Here is a 15,811-nt window from a genome sequence, read left to right as displayed (position 1 = left end):
CTCTGAAATACAACTTTATTTGCGATTATTTTACTGAGTGAGTTGATTCTCGAACCGACAGTGTCGGCTCAAAACGTGTTTGGATAGGGAGAGATTCCCCGTAGCATAAGTTAAGGAGCTGGTGACAGGCATTGATAGAGATATCTTCTAAAGGAATGCGCACACTCGTCATGGCTGGCGACGTATATTGAGAGATATCAATATCATCATAACCGACAATCGAGACCTGCTTACCCACCGCAATACCCTGTTTGTTGAAAGTGGCAATCGCGGCCATGGCACTGTTGTCATTTCCACAGAAAAGCGCTGTAAATGGGCGCTTTTTGTCTATCAATCGCTGCGTAGCTTCTTGACCGAGCTCAAAGCTGTAACCACCATGCTCAATGAGGTCGGCATCAACCTCGATACCCTCTTCCGCTAATCGATCAATAAACCCTTGGTGTCGGCTGAGTGCATCTTGGGCATTCATTCGACCTGTCACGATGGCAATCTCTTTGTGCCCTAACTCTATAAGGTGTTCTGCTGCTAATCGGCCTCCTTGGTAGTGATTTACACAAAAGGTCTTATCAATCAGCTCTTCAATGTCTCTGTTTATAAACACCACTTTTGGATAACGCGCCTCAATCCGTGCCAGCTCGACAACAGAAAGCTCCGGACACGACATCAGAATTCCATCACAGTCACGTTCAATTAAGTAATCTAGGCAGCCGATGCGCTCTTTATCCGTTTTCGCATCCTCGGCATTGGCGAGAATAATATGCTTATCGCGTTTTCGTAGCTCTCGCTCGATGGTTTGCAGCATCTTTCGATGAAAGGAGCCCGAAAAAGAAGGCACCCACAGACCAATAATGTTTGAGCGCTTCGACGATAGTGAGCGCGCCATACTGTTTGGCCGATAATTTAACTCCGCCATCGCCGACGCTACTTTTTCCCCAGAAGCGGATGAGACTGACGCGCTCCCAGACAAGTATCTGGAAACAGTTCCAACACCCACACCTGCGAGTTTTGCCACGTCTTTTATTGTTGCCATTAGGTTTTACTCACGTTGGTTAAATTGATGACTTATCGTTAATACTAAAGCGATATCGGGCACTTATACAGCCAATTTTGCTAAAAATTGCGCATTTTACATGGAATGTGACCGGTAACACATGTTTATAAATCAATCAAAAAACCTCTAGAACAATACGGAAATGAGCGTTATAAAATAAATAAATGGAATCGATTCCATGACGACCAATCCAATTACAAAAACAGGCACAATAACGAAAACAAAAGGTATCCCCATGATGAAGAAACTTACGCTCGCTACGATCATTGGACTTATCGCATCTCCGGTTATTGCCAAGGAAGAAGCCGAAGTTATGCACTGGTGGACTTCGGGCGGCGAATCAGCAGCTATCAAAGTGTTAGCAGAATCATTTGAGGCGCAAGGTGGCACTTGGAAAGACAGTGCGGTTGCTGGAGGTTCTAATGCCCGAAGTGCAGCGATGAACCGTATGCTAGGTGGCTCTCCGACGACAGCGGCGCTATTCAATACCTCTCAGCAATACCATGAAATGATTGCTGAAGGGATGCTGAACAACATCGATGACGTAGCGACGGCCAACAATTGGGAACAGATCCTGCCTGAACCAACGCTAAACGCCATTAAAGTGGACGGACACTTCTATGCCGCTCCGGTCAACATTCATATGCCTGGTTGGTTCTGGTACTCGAAAGATGCATTTGAAAAAGCGGGCATTGATAAAGAGCCACAAACGATCGATGAGCTGTTCGCGAGCCTAGATAAACTCAAATCTGCTGGCTACATCCCACTTGCGCTTGGTGGTCAGAATTGGCAAGAGAACCTGCTATTCGCAACGGTTCTAAGTAATGTCGGCGGCAAGCAACTTTACCTAGATGCACTAGGTAAGCGGGACGCAAAAACACTAAATTCCGACGAGTTCAAACAGGTGGTCGATACCTTCCTGAAACTTAAGCCTTACGTCGATGCAGGTTCACCAGGTCGTAACTGGAATGACACGACCAGCCTTGTCATCAACGATAAAGCGGGTATGCAGATTATGGGTGACTGGGCAAAAGGTGAATTCACTCAAGCTAACAAGATCCCTGGTCAAGACTACGGCTGTTTCCCAGGTCTCGGTGACGACTCACTCTATATTGTCGGCGGGGATGTCTTTGTCTTCCCTAAAACGGACGATGGCGCTCAAGTCGCAGCTCAGAAAAAACTGGTGGAATCGATGCTGAGCCCAGAAACACAGGTGAAGTTCAATAACCTGAAAGGCTCAGTGCCAGTTCGTACCGATATCGACGTTTCCAGCATGGATGTGTGTGCACAAAAAGGTGCAGCCATCCTCAAAGTGGCTGAGCGTCAAGTCCCAGATGGCTCAATGCTAATGGAAGAGTACCTGTATGGCTCTTTAAAAGACGCCGTCACTGAGGTGTGGAACGCACAGAACATGACGACGGATAAGGCAGTCGCCATCTTCACTCAAGCACTTCGCGATTAATCTCACTGTTGTTAACGGCGCACCTCGGTGCGCCATTCAATGAAATGCTTCCTCATTAAGACTTACTTTGGAGTGCATCCATGAATGTTGCTGCGGTGCAAAGACACCTAAAACGTAACGCCCTAGCCTATGTGGCTGCTCTACCCATGGCATTAACGGTCATGATTGCCTACATGGGTACTATGGTTTGGTCAGTACGTCTGTCGTTTTCTAGCTCAAGAATGTTGCCGAAAAACGATTTCGTTGGCTTTGCTCAATATGAGCGACTCTTTAGCACATCCCGTTGGATCGTCTCGCTAGAAAACCTACTGATCATCGCCTTTCTCTTCTTAGCGATTTGCTTTGTGCTCGGATTTCTACTTTCTGTGTTTATTGACCAGAAAATTAAAGCCGAGAGCTTTTTCAGAACCGTTTTTCTATTCCCTTATGCAATGTCATTTATCGTGACCGGTTTAGTTTGGCAGTGGATATTTAACCCTCAGTTAGGCATTCAAAACACCATGCAATCTCTTGGCTGGGAATCGTTCACATTCGACTGGATTGTTAATCCAAATATGGTGCTTTACACCGTTGTTATTGCGGCCGTTTGGCAAGGTGCCGGACTGGTCATGGCGCTGCTCCTCGCAGGCCTTCGTGGCATTGATGACGATCTCTGGAAAGCGACAAAAATTGACGGTATTCCCACTTGGCGTGTCTACATCAGCATTATTTTACCTATGTTGCGCCCAATGATTATTACAACCGTTGTATTGCTGTCGATTAGCATCATCAAAATGTATGACGTTGTAGTCGCGATGACAGGTGGCGGTCCTGGCGTAGCCAGTGAAGTACCAGCAAAGTTCATTATGGATAACCTATTCGAGCGCGCCAATATCGGCCTTGCCACCGCGGCTTCAACGGTTATGTTGACCACGGTCTTGTGCTTGATTACGCCATTTATTTACTCGAACTACATCAAGAAACAAGGTAGGTAACTTATGTCTGCGACTCTTTCACCTACAATGGGTGCGACACCCACCAAACGCGTCATGTCCGTTAAAGCTCGCTGGGGACGTATTGGTGTCTATGGTTTTCTGACCATTACCGCTTTGTTTTTCTTGCTGCCGCTCTACGTCATGCTGGTCACTTCGTTCAAAGAGCTCGAAGAGATACGTCTATCCTCAATCTTTGCCCTACCGCAAAACTTCACGCTGGACGCTTGGAAAGTGGCTTGGAGCAGCGCATGTACTGGTCTTGATTGTAGTGGTCTACAAGTGGGTTTTTGGAACTCCGTCCGTATCTTAATCCCTAGTGTGGTCATCTCTGTGCTGTTTGGCGCAATCAACGGTTATGCCCTGTCATTTTGGAAAATAAAAGGCGCTAACTTACTGTTTGCCTGCCTTCTGCTTGGGGCATTCATCCCTTATCAAGTGTTTATCTACCCGCTGATTCGCGTTTACGCCGATATCGGAATTTATGGAACACTTACGGGCGTTGTGGTTTCACACGTTATCTTTGGCATGCCGATCATGACTCTACTATTTAGAAACTACTACAGTACGCTGCCAATGGAGCTGTTCAATGCCGCTCGCATCGACGGTGCAGGGTTTTTCAAAGTGTTCTTCACCATCATGCTACCTATGTCAGTGCCGATCATCATCGTTGCGGTGATCATGCAGGTGACCAATATCTGGAACGACTTCTTAATTGGTTTAGTCTTTGCGGGTAACGACAACCTTCCAATGACGGTTCAACTGAACAACATCGTCAACACCACTACTGGTGAGCGCGCCTATAACGTGAACATGGCCGCCACTATTCTTACATCACTAGTACCACTAATCATTTACGTCGCATCAGGACGCTGGTTTGTGCGTGGTATCGCCTCTGGTGCAGTTAAAGGATAACGCTATGGGAATCGTAAATATTAGCAAACTTGATATCAGCTACGACTCAATCAAGATCGTCGACCAACTAGACCTTGCCATTAATGACGGAGAATTTTTAGTACTCCTAGGCCCTTCAGGTTGTGGCAAATCCACCCTATTGAATGCCATTGGTGGGCTGATTGATACCTCTGGTGGTTCAATTCACTTTGATGGCAAAGACGTGACGTGGGCGGATCCTAAAGATCGTGGGATTGGCATGGTGTTTCAATCCTACGCACTTTACCCAACCATGAGCGTTGAAAAGAACATGTCATTTGGCCTTCGTATTGCGGGTGTCGACAAAGAGACGATCAATAAGAAAGTGGCGTGGGCAGCTAAATTGCTCCAACTCGAACCGCTATTAAAGCGTAAGCCTTCCGCACTTTCAGGTGGACAGCGCCAACGCGTGGCAATTGGTCGTGCCTTGGTTCGTGATGCCGATATCTATCTATTTGATGAACCTCTGTCGAATCTAGATGCAAAGCTTCGAGCTGAGCTAAGACTGGAAATCAAAAAGCTTCACAAAACGCTCCATGCCACCATGATCTATGTCACTCATGACCAAATTGAAGCACTGACGCTGGCGGATCGTATCGCGGTAATGAAAGACGGTATCATCCAACAGCTGGATACCCCGCACAATGTCTACAACAAGCCACAAAACCTGTTTGTTGCTACGTTCCTGGGTTCGCCTGCGATGAACTGCATCGAAGGGCAGTTGGAAGTGACTCAACAGGCAATCACGTTCAACTCTCACGGTTTACTCGTCGATGTCACTGACTATCCATTTTCGCAGCCTCCTGAGGATAAAATGAATGTCACACTTGGTATTAGACCAGAGCACTTAATGGTGAAAGAAAATGCCGCCAATAACGCTCTAGTCGGTCAAGTTGAACTCGTTGAACCAATGGGATCCGATACCTTAGTCTGGACGAAATTTAGCGACCAGCATACGTTGTCTCATCGAATCACCTCGGAAGAGAGCATTGCTGCTGGCGATCAAGTTACGGTCAATGTTGATGCAAACAACTGCTCAATTTTCGATTCACAGACTACGCTTAGGCTTTAGCTTCATTAACGGCTATTCTTGTGGTGTTAATTGGTGGTACTGCGATTGGTGGCGGTGAAGGCCAAGTACTACGTTCATTTGTAGGTGCGCTGATTATCATGACGCTGACTGTTGGGATGCTTATTCTCGTGCCTGCTTATTACCAAACTTTGGTGATTGGTGGTGCGTTATTGGCTGAGGCAGCATCGAATCACTTGATTAGTAGCAATCGTAGTGAAGAATAGAAAGAGCTAAGTTTACATATGATATCAGGCGCCCCCTGCCTTAATGCTTCTATTTACTGCATTATCTACCTAAATAAGACAACCCAACCACAGATACTATGGTTGGGTTGTTTGTTCTCATTTCTTTTACTGACTGTAAGGAAGCTAATTGCCTACTTCTGCCAATGCGAGATCCCTGCAAATTTATTGTTGTCACTAACGTAGCAACTATTCATGTCACCGGGTAACATCAAAAATGAACTCCGCCCCATAGCTAGTTAACTCTCGCTGGAGCCTGTTTCTTGAAGTGTCTAACGCTTTACACTGGTTGTTGTGTACCTATGTTACTATTGAACTAATGCACAATTAGTATAGATTAACTAGTTGACAATAGTGGCTCGACATATTTACGGGGCATTCAGTAATGGATTATTCGAATAAGGCACATATAAGTGAGTTCTAAACTGATTTTATTTTTGCGTCACCCTGTGATGCTCATGTTAGCAGCAGTTTTTTTGTGGATGCTATACCCACCTGTCGTGAACCACCTAATCGACCTAAGTAATGTTTTTTATGTCGCTGCTGTGGCTCACTCATTTGCTGCGATCTGCATTATTCTTTTTACTGTCTTTCTGTTTTTCGGCAAAAGTAGAGTGGGTTTAAGTGACATATATAACCGTTCAAATATCTCAAAACTACTGGTTCCAACACTTTGTTCTGGTTTTCTGATTTGTACTAACCACCTGTTACTGTACGCAGCTTTAAGTACATCGAAAGAGTTCGATGTGATTGCTATTTTGATATTCGAGACGTGGCCGATTTTATTTTTCCTAATTGATACAGCGTTAAGGCGAGATAAGCGGAAAGTCACTATAAGCGACTACATTTTTCCTGCTACTGCCTTTGGTGGTTTTATAGTCCTGACAGCGCCGAATATGGACTTAGCCGACTGGATTTTGCTTGATAGCCCGATGTTACAGACGATTGGTTTTGCACTAGCTGGTGGCATTGCGATGGCGGTTAACTGTTATTTTCGGATGAAGTGCATGGATGCGTGGAGTGAAATCTCAAGTTGCCAAAAGCTCCGTTTAAGTAGTTTTAAGCGAGGCTTGCTGACAGAAGCTGGAGTAAGAAGTATTGCGGCACCTCTTCTTATCATCGCACTGATGTTCTCAGGAGAAGAAGTGCCTGATCCTGACCCAATAAACTTATTACTTCTTTCGTTTGTTGGTGTGGTTATTTTGGCGGTTGGGAGCCTTATTTACGATTTATCTGTATACAAAGCGGATAACGCTTCGATAAGTGCATTATGGTATTTGATGCCGGTTGGTGCTGTAATTATCCTCGCGATCATGCAAGGCCGTTTGCTTAATCAATACGAAGCTGTAGCGTCTGTTTTGATAGTGGCCTCGAACGTATTCTTGGTCTTGAAATATCCGCTTAAGTCATCGCTACTTATTCTGTTCGCTTCGGTCTGTTTTATCGGAGTTTGGATTCTTTTCGCGCCAGCCGCCTCTATCGACAACTACTACGACCTGCTAGCTGTTTCTACGGTATTCTTTGTGCTACTTGCAACTTTTGCACTTGAGCGAACGACTGCATTAAACAGAGAGCGAGAGAATTTACTAGGTGAGTTTAGCGAATATGCCATGCGTATTGTAGAGCGCCTAAACAACGATAAAAATGTGACAACGACTCAACCCTTTCCTTCTGAACTTAAACAATATACATACACAAATCTTTTTAGCTTCCTGCGTGCCTTTAAGTCGTCAAAAGAACTCCGGTTAATGCAAAAGAGAACCCAAACCCTCAAATACAAACTGCTCTCCTATACTCAGGAAAACTCGGAAACACGTGATGATTTACTCGGCTTATTTAAAGTCGGGGATAAGCTACAAACAATGGAAAGTGATCGCTTACCGACTGAAGAGTTTGTCATCCTGTTTTTGTTGGGAGGCACCAATGTTATCTTCTCACTGTTGTTCCGACCTGAAACACTTTCTTCAAGTCTATTTGCCTTGATTGTCGGTACATCGATGATTTATCTGCTACTCATCATTTTCGAACGTGATAAATTTACTACCCTCCGACCTGACCATGCCATCATGTGTACTAACTTAGTACGGTATGTTCAAGGGAAACTTAGTTTTGGTGTCGATGACAAAAGGAGTTCTGAACTAGAATCCATAATATCTTCGTTGATAAAAGAAAAGTCCATTGCTGGGGCAAACAAACAGGGGGGCTACTGGATATTTAGTATCTTCACTTTCTTAATTGGTGGATTTGGTTATGCATTTCTTTACACTTCTCTTGAACAAACGCGTTCTATAGAAGCATCTCCGTTGGTGTTGGCCAACAACCCTGCTTCTAAAACAAAAGTGAACATAGCTCTACTAGACTGGCCAAGCGCGCAAATAAAGGGGCATATCCTCACTAAAATCATAAACCAGCATACAGAGCTAGATGCCTCACTTCGTTCGGTGTCCAATCAACAAGCATTCCAAGAAATGGACTTGGACAAAGGTTTAGTCGATATCCATCCAGAGTTTTGGGTTGAGAATAATCCAAACCTTGTTCGTCGTTATGTTAAAGCATTCGGTTCTGTATCTTTAGGAGGTGAGTCAACCAATGGTTCTCAAGGATTGTGTTATACGGATTATGGGCACCAATCTAACCCGCGACTGACTATGGATAATTTGAACGCTCCAGAGATGATTGCTCGCTTCGATCTAACCGGTGATGGTAAAGGTGATATCTGGGTAGGTGCAGACAGCTGGTCGTCGACAGAGATAGAACAGAGGCGCTTAAGTGCTTATGGCCTAGATACCTCTTACAATTACCATATTTTTGATAGCGAAGTGTTCCAAATGTTGCATTCAAGGAACAATCAAAATGAAGTTCCAAGCCTTTTCTTTTGCTACTATCCAGATGCCGTATTTGTGGACCAGCACGTCCACTTTATTGAGTCAAAACCCCACAATAGCGCGCTTTGGCAAGATATAGTTGTTCAACGCGAACAAATCGAACCAAACAGAGGAACCTCTTGGCCAAGGAGTACTATTCAAATCGCTTATCGTAGTGATTTGGTTAAAGAGCAAGCCGCTCTTGAAGTGCTGATGAACAACTTCGTCATCAGTAATAAGTCTTTAGTTAAAATGCTTGCAGAGGTTCAAGAAGGTGGAAGGGTCGATACAGTTGCGGAAAAGTGGATAGAAAAAAACCAAGACACCGTTCTAGAGTGGTTGACAGGGTTCAAGCTTTTGTCAGACAGCAACTAAAAGGCACGTACCAGTTGAATCCGTAGTCGATATTGTAATGACATAGATCCTTCAATGAAGTTTCAGACAGCACACAAAAAAGAGCCCACTTTGCTTGGGGCTCTTTTGTCTGTTGGCTTAATCAACAAGCGTAACTAAAGGTCAAACAGTAATCATCACCACCTTTAGCCACATATTCTTTATCTTCATTACTCGCCGATGGGTGACGTTTTTCGTCCCCTTTTACCAAGCTAACCCAGTGACGTAATCCGATCTCTTTGTATGCACCAAATGTCGTGCATGTTTCGATTTGGATATCATCAATTTCAACCAGTTCAAGACAACCTGTACCTTTGCTGCGGGCGATGGTCATTTCTACATGCGTGCCACTTTCGTCGCGGAACAAGATGTTGTCAGGGTTGCACTCATCACCAGTGTAAGCAACAAAGTGTTTGTTGTGGCGTAAACCGCTGTGCTGGCCGTTTTTGAAGAAGGCTTGTACGTGGCGGTAGTTGATTTCGTAACTCACTACGTCTTCGTGTGAACCGATCTCTAGCGGGAACAGCGTATCAAGGAGCTGCTTGGCCATTTTCTGCTTTTGCGTAGGCTCACCTGCGTCGACCATTTCAACGGCAAACACGGCTTGTGCGATAAAGTTTTGTGGGTTTTGTTGCTCTGTCTTATCGAATGTTTGCATGTTCATAGTCTATTCCTTCAGCTGCTTTGAGTACTGCATTAACCAAGCTCTATTACTTCTTTATGACCGTTTGGTTACCGCTTGATTTTTAGAATAGCGCTTTTTTACACACAATTTCACAACAAAATTTTTACACTGTCAATTTTACAAAAATGTGTTTTTACACACCTCATTTTGCCCTAAAGTCATGCTCAACGAAAAAAGGTTCATCGCTAATTAGCATGAGCCGAAAAGAAAAGTGGCAGTGATGGTTTTTTATAGTCACCAAACAAAAGTAAACTTACAGCCGCTACTTTCATGTAGGTAGCTATTCAAAGATTGCATACTTCGGAGAGGTGATTAGGAGTCAAATGAGCGCCGTGAACATTTTTTACCGATTCGAACGGACGCTCAGAGAGTGTAAAAGGGTTAGTCGAGTTTGAAATGATGGGATTCTACAACCTGACTTTCAATATGGACGTAACTCGAATTAGTAAGGAAGGTATTTTTGATCTGTTGTAGCTCACTCTTAATATGTTCAAATGCAAATGTTTGTTGATCTGGTAGCACAGATACAGAGAACACCACCAAAGGCTCACTCATTGCGTCGGTAGGATATTCTTCGAGGAACAGATGACTATCTGCAGTCCAATATCCTATCGCTCCCTCAGCGTTATTATAAAAAGTAACTCCTCCGAACAGTCTACTTAAACTGGAGCCTAATTGCTGACAAACGGGTGTAACTTGTTGGCGCGAGTTTACAGTAAAGCAAACATCAAATCGAACTCTGGTATTGGCGACCATTGGCTCAGTTCCTTTGTTTGTACAAGTAGAGAAAGATAAAACTGACGATTGCAATCGACATCCACGCAGAGCCATCATGAGGAATAGAGCTAAATACGTCAAACACACCAGGAATGTCATCTTGTTCTAAGTTGTCAGAGGCTGAAATCAGACTAATGGTGAGGTCGACAATAGCTAAACAGCCAATACCCGATAATAGGTATTCAACAGTTCTATTGATTTTTGCTTGCTGCTCACCAAGTATAGCGTCTATCCGTATACTAATAAGGTTTGCTCTCTGAATTGTGAGCTCCTGAAGTTCTTCTAAGCTCCAGGCTTCACAAAAATGGTTCATTAGTTTGCGACGACTGGACTGAGTGCCAATTCGAGCATCTTTGAACTCAAGGCTACAAAATTCAATATGCTCCAATGAACGCTGAGTTCTACTTAGGGTTGAACTTAACTCTCTGCGGCTTCCTGAACGAAGTTCATCACGCTCAGTTATCTCTGCATAGGTCCGTTTTAGCTTGGTGTTTAGAAGATAGAGTATGGCGTTATAGCATTGGCAAACGAGCTGAACTCGGTACCAGTCTTCGACCGATTTATAATCGAGCACAAGAATGTTTCCGGATCCGAGATAATACCCATCCAACTCATCTGATTCCTCAAGCCCAACCCAAGAGCGAAGTATATTTAGCAAAGAATCCGAATGTTCCAAAGGGCTAAATATCATGCGACCCGTCCACATTACTCCTTGGTGCTCATTTTTGTTGGGCTCAAAACTGATGTCGTTGAATATCCTAAACTTGTCCGGTTGTATAAGATGGTCGTAGCTAGTCAGGTTCAATGTTTTTGCAATCTTGTTGAACGCTGGCCTAAGAGAGTATTGATAGGCAATGTTTGCCAGTTCTGACAGATCGCTATCTATCTCTCCACGGAATAAATACTCAGCATCTTCATCGGTTTCGATGTTTAGATCGATTTCCAAATGCAATACGCCTACAGTATCGTCAAAAAAATGAACATCACTACGAATCAGCCGTGCTTTTTTCCACCAAGGGAATAATTTTCTTGATGATATGTATTCATCGGTTCGAATGAGGTCAACACTACCTGAGTACATCGCTTGAAAGAAGTAAGGATGATTGTCACAATCAATGTTGTTGTAGCCGTCATTCCTGACCTGCTGTACGGGCTCAAAGTGTGTATGAAACACTCTTTCTAGTCTGTATTTGAGACGTAGATGCTCTTTACTACTTAATGAAGAGCGAAGCTCACTGTTAGAGTTGAGCGGAGTTCTAATGGGGGAAAATGTTGATAATCGTATGGTGCCGTAACGATTCATAGGCCATCCTAGCTTACTTACTACGTTGTATATTTAGCCGTCAGTTTGAACTTTTCATGGTACCAAATAGCGTCATTTAAGCTATATTGGAGAGTGAACGTTGATCCATTCGCGCACTGCCAATTAGTCACAGCCTTGTCAGAAATTTGCTCACCAATCTATACTAATTCTTTTAAATTTCAATCATAAACGTATAACGTACATGTATAAAGTGAACCAGCCAGCTTTCTTCACCTTCACTTTTTAACTAAGGAAAACTCAATCAAAGCGGTCTTTGGTGAATGCAAAGAACACCAATGGCCGTTGTGGAATAGCTATTCAAAAAAAGGCCTCCTAGTATCTTGGGAGGCCTTCATGACAATTTGGGGGAGCTTAGTTAGACTAAATCAATTACATTGCTGCTTTTTTCGCTTCTGCTACCCAAGCATCAAACTGTTTTTGATTCGCTTTGATCCAACCGTTTACGTGCGCTTCGATATCAGCAGGGCTGCCCTTACCTTGACTCATCATCATGTTTTGAGCACTCACATCGTTGATGTTGAGCTTGATGATTTCAAATAGCTTAGCTGCCGCCGGGTTGCTCTGTGCGAACTCTTTGTTGGCTACTATGCGCATTGAATTCATTTCAAACCCATAGTTCTTGCCATTTGATAGTGCGGTATCAACGCTTTTACGGTCACCAGGAAGTGCGGAGAATGGCACTTCAAGCCATACTACGTCTCTACCTGGAACTAGCACACCACTCACCCAATATGGAGTCCAAGTGTAGTACAACACTGGGTCACCCTTTTTGTAACGTGAAATAGTATCAGCGATAATAGCGGCATAGTTGCCCTGATTATGTGTCACGGTATCGCTAAGTTTATACGCACTTAACTGTTCTTCAATAACTAACTCACAGCCCCAGCCAGGATTACAGCCTGTCAAATCGGCCTTACCATCACCGTTCGCATCAAATAGTGCAGCAATTTTTGGATCAGATAGCTGAGCAATATTGGTAATGTTGTATTTATCTGCGGTCTTCTTATCGATTAGGTAGCCTTGAGCCGCACCGCTCACGTACACTCCTTCACGGTAAAACTTATCATCACCACCGGACATGTTGTACTTATCAACGTGAAGTGGGAACCAGCCAACAGCAAGAAACGTCGCATCACCTTTAGCAACAGAAGTATAAGCAACGTTGTAGTCCACTTCTTTAGTTAGCTGAACATCGTAGCCAAGCTCTTCAAGAGCCCGGTTTACGATAGAAGTTTGGAACGTTTCTTCTGCCACTGTCGATTGTACAGGCTGAATAGACACACCTTCACCTGGTAACGCTGCAGCAACAGCTTGACCTGCAATAGTAATAGTCGCCAATGTACTCGCAGTCAGCACACTCTTCCATGAATTACTCATTGGTCGTTCTCCTAATAGATTGATTCGATATAACGTTTTTGGTTTTAAGTTTGTAAAAGTATGAGATTGGTCCGCTCTGGTACCATCGTGATTTAGTGTTACCCGCATTGACGCCAAGAACCTGAGTGATACGGTCAAGCAAAATGGCTAGAATAACGATGCCTAAGCCGCCCACAGCAGCTAAGCCCATATCAAGACGGCCGATTCCACGCAGTACCATTTGCCCCAAACCGCCTACTGCAATCATCGAGGCAATGACTACCATGGATAATGATAACATCAGAGTTTGGTTTACACCGGCCATGATAGTTGGCAATGCTAAAGGTAATTGAATGCGATATAACATTTGCTTTTTACTCGCTCCAAACGAGTGACCTGCTTCTATCAGGTCTTCTGGCACTTGTTGGATACCTAGAATGGTTAATCGTATAACAGGTGGTAAAGCGAAGATTATCGTCACCACTACCCCTGGGACGTTACCAATACCAAACAGCATAACGATAGGTACCAAATACACGAATGCTGGCGTGGTTTGCATAGCATCGAGAATCGGTCGAATAAACTTTGCAGCCGTTTCACTGCGCGCTAACCATATCCCGACCGGGAGTCCTATAAGCAAACAGAAGAATACGGAAGTAAGCACTAGAGATAACGTGGTCATAGCTTCAGACCAAGCACCAATTAAGCCGATAAAGATCAGTGATACCAAAGTTGATACACCGAGCTTCAGATTTGAGAACTGCCACGCTAACAAGAATAAAATGAGCAGCATGAATGGCGCGGGTGTTGATACCAGCGCAGTCTCAAATGACATCAAGATAAAGTCGATAGGAACTCGAATGGCTTGAAATACAGGCCTACCATGCTCGACCAGCCAGTTCAAACCAGATTCCACCCAATTATCTAGAGGCAATACCGCATCCTGGAAAGGATTAAGCACATCAAATTGCTTTTCTTCAACAGCTTCTGATGTAAGCCATTCGGTCGCAGGGGCTACTTCGCCGCCTTGCGCCCATGGGTCGCTTTGAGATTGTGAAGTATCGGCCCACGGATCACTTGCTGGCTGTGCTGTCTGCACCCAAGGATCGTTATTGTTTTGTTCAGATGACATATGACTAATCCTTATCCAGTGTTTGTAATAGACGTGACTTGGTTATAACACCAAAATAATTGCCCATATCATCTACCACTGGAACTGGGTATGGAACGCTTGCCACAACGCCTAATACATCATTCACTGGTTGATTCGGCTGAAGAGTTACCGATTCCTCAAGCTGCGCACTCGCCAAAGAGCGCTGCTCTTTGTAGGCTAAGCGCAATGAGTCGAGTGACACTATGCCTGAATAGTTCGACGCTTTATCGACAACAATGCCGAAATCACGATCATGATCCATTAGAAGTTGCATTGCAGAACCAGGCCCATCGTGTTCAGATTTTCTGAACATAGCAGCAGGTTTCTTACGGGCAATGTCTTTGGCGGTCAGGACGCTGGCTACGTTCACACCTCTAAAGAAGGCTTCCACGTAATCATTGGCTGGATTATGAAGGATTTCATCCGGGGTGCCCACTTGTACCACATCACCATTTTGCATGATGGCAATACGATCCCCAATGCGCATAGCTTCATCTAAGTCATGTGAAATAAATACAATGGTGCGTTTGTCATCGTTCTGCAGACGGATAAGTTCGTCTTGCATTTCAGTACGAATAAGAGGGTCGAGAGCGGAAAATGCCTCGTCCATTAGTAGAATATCTGGGTCACACGCCAGTGCACGAGCCAATCCGACACGCTGCTTCATACCTCCAGACAGTTCGTCAGGGTAAGATTCAGCATAAGTATCAAGACCTACGCGTTCAAGCGCTGACAATGCAGAACGATTTCGTTTATCAGACTCGACGCCAGCAAGTTCCAGACCAAACGCCGCATTTTCAATGACGGTCATGTGAGGCATAAGAGCAAAGTTTTGAAAAACCATCGAGATGTTATTGCGGCGAACTTCTCGTAGCTCTTCTTCAGAGATATGCGCTATGTCTTTACCTTTTAGGTAGACACTGCCTTTGGTGGGTTCGATCAAACGGTTAAGAAGTCGAACAAGGGTAGACTTGCCTGAGCCAGAAAGCCCCATGATGACGAAGATCTCACCTTCATTAATCGAAAGAGACACATCATTTACGCCAACGGTTAGACCTGTCTGCTCAAAGATGCTTTCTTTATCAACTTCTTTGTCTATGAGTGAGAATGCCCTTTCCGGGTTCTCCCCAAACACTTTATACAGTCCCTTAACTTCCAGAATGGGATCCATGTTGAGTTGTCCTTAAAGTACTTTGTAATGTAACGTTTAGCACTCTAAGTAAAGCCGACGTTAATTTCAAGGTATAGCATTCTGTTAACAACTAAAAAACATCAATAAATTAGTGATTTAGATATACGATCCACTTCACACAAAGTTAGTTAAACCACTGAATTAATTACAAAACCATACAACTAGTGCGAGATTAAATGTTACCTTTGCAAATAATTTTAAGTTTTTGATAATAAAAACAACAATTGGCAAACCGCTTTCTATGTGCTAGCCACTTCACCAAGCACATAATAATAATTAGAACACTAACCTTTATCCTATCCGTTTCGCCAAAGCTCACGGATAGATACACTCAAC

13 protein-coding genes are annotated in these 15,811 nt (G+C 44.0%); 6 read left to right on the top strand and 7 right to left on the bottom strand.

Translation table 11 applies throughout. The annotated features are described in order from the left end of the window. Window positions 1-25: 25 nt before the first annotated feature. Complete coding sequence (locus tag L4C42_RS01885; RefSeq protein ID WP_429759087.1) at window positions 26-1,030, bottom strand: LacI family DNA-binding transcriptional regulator; 1,005 nt, start codon at window positions 1,028-1,030, stop codon at window positions 26-28. 256 nt (window positions 1,031-1,286) lie between these two features. On the opposite strand from L4C42_RS01885, the gene L4C42_RS01880 reads away from it, so the two are divergent. The 6 genes from L4C42_RS01880 to L4C42_RS01855 all read left to right on the top strand — a co-directional run bounded on the left by L4C42_RS01880 (window position 1,287) and on the right by L4C42_RS01855 (window position 8,970). Then, on the top strand, window positions 1,287-2,513 hold the full coding sequence (locus tag L4C42_RS01880; protein WP_429759085.1) for an ABC transporter substrate-binding protein: 1,227 nt from the start codon (window positions 1,287-1,289) through the stop codon (window positions 2,511-2,513). Window positions 2,514-2,593: 80 nt separating this feature from the next. Then, window positions 2,594-3,487: a carbohydrate ABC transporter permease gene (locus L4C42_RS01875; protein WP_429759083.1), complete on the top strand. Its 894-nt coding sequence runs from the start codon at window positions 2,594-2,596 to the stop codon at window positions 3,485-3,487. A 3-nt stretch (window positions 3,488-3,490) separates the two neighbouring features. After that, on the top strand, window positions 3,491-4,399 hold the full coding sequence (locus L4C42_RS01870; protein ID WP_429759081.1) for a carbohydrate ABC transporter permease: 909 nt from the start codon (window positions 3,491-3,493) through the stop codon (window positions 4,397-4,399). 4 nt (window positions 4,400-4,403) lie between these two features. Then, window positions 4,404-5,489: an ABC transporter ATP-binding protein gene (locus tag L4C42_RS01865; RefSeq protein ID WP_429759079.1), complete on the top strand. Its 1,086-nt coding sequence runs from the start codon at window positions 4,404-4,406 to the stop codon at window positions 5,487-5,489. 20 nt (window positions 5,490-5,509) lie between these two features. Beyond that, window positions 5,510-5,713 (top strand): hypothetical protein, encoded by a 204-nt coding sequence (locus tag L4C42_RS01860; protein ID WP_353498544.1) that lies wholly within the window; start codon window positions 5,510-5,512, stop codon window positions 5,711-5,713. 431 nt (window positions 5,714-6,144) lie between these two features. Next, window positions 6,145-8,970, top strand: coding sequence for a glycine betaine ABC transporter substrate-binding protein (locus L4C42_RS01855; protein WP_429759077.1), 2,826 nt, complete (start codon window positions 6,145-6,147; stop codon window positions 8,968-8,970). Window positions 8,971-9,091: 121 nt separating this feature from the next. Here the strand turns inward: L4C42_RS01855 and L4C42_RS01850 are convergent, their stop codons facing one another. From L4C42_RS01850 to proV, 6 genes are all read right to left on the bottom strand, one after another. Continuing rightward, complete coding sequence (locus tag L4C42_RS01850) at window positions 9,092-9,652, bottom strand: aldolase/citrate lyase/malate synthase family protein (protein WP_353498542.1); 561 nt, start codon at window positions 9,650-9,652, stop codon at window positions 9,092-9,094. 402 nt (window positions 9,653-10,054) lie between these two features. Then, on the bottom strand, window positions 10,055-10,429 hold the full coding sequence (locus L4C42_RS01845; RefSeq protein WP_353498541.1) for a hypothetical protein: 375 nt from the start codon (window positions 10,427-10,429) through the stop codon (window positions 10,055-10,057). Window positions 10,430-10,433: 4 nt separating this feature from the next. Beyond that, window positions 10,434-11,753: a hypothetical protein gene (locus L4C42_RS01840; RefSeq protein WP_429759074.1), complete on the bottom strand. Its 1,320-nt coding sequence runs from the start codon at window positions 11,751-11,753 to the stop codon at window positions 10,434-10,436. Between the two features lie 390 nt (window positions 11,754-12,143). Further along, a complete protein-coding gene (proX, locus tag L4C42_RS01835) occupies window positions 12,144-13,151 on the bottom strand; it encodes a glycine betaine/L-proline ABC transporter substrate-binding protein ProX (protein ID WP_353498539.1) in 1,008 nt (335 codons plus the stop codon). Beyond that, window positions 13,144-14,262 (bottom strand): glycine betaine/L-proline ABC transporter permease ProW, encoded by a 1,119-nt coding sequence (gene proW / locus L4C42_RS01830; RefSeq protein WP_353498538.1) that lies wholly within the window; start codon window positions 14,260-14,262, stop codon window positions 13,144-13,146. Before proW ends, proX begins: the two co-directional genes overlap by 8 nt. Window positions 14,263-14,266: 4 nt before the next feature. Further along, window positions 14,267-15,454 (bottom strand): glycine betaine/L-proline ABC transporter ATP-binding protein ProV, encoded by a 1,188-nt coding sequence (proV, locus tag L4C42_RS01825; protein WP_429759072.1) that lies wholly within the window; start codon window positions 15,452-15,454, stop codon window positions 14,267-14,269. Window positions 15,455-15,811: the final 357 nt, after the last annotated feature.

This window comes from Vibrio wakamikoensis, assembly GCF_050337275.1.
Taxonomy (GTDB): Bacteria; Pseudomonadota; Gammaproteobacteria; order Enterobacterales; family Vibrionaceae; genus Vibrio; species Vibrio chaetopteri.
This window is presented reverse-complemented; position numbering and strand designations above follow the sequence as displayed.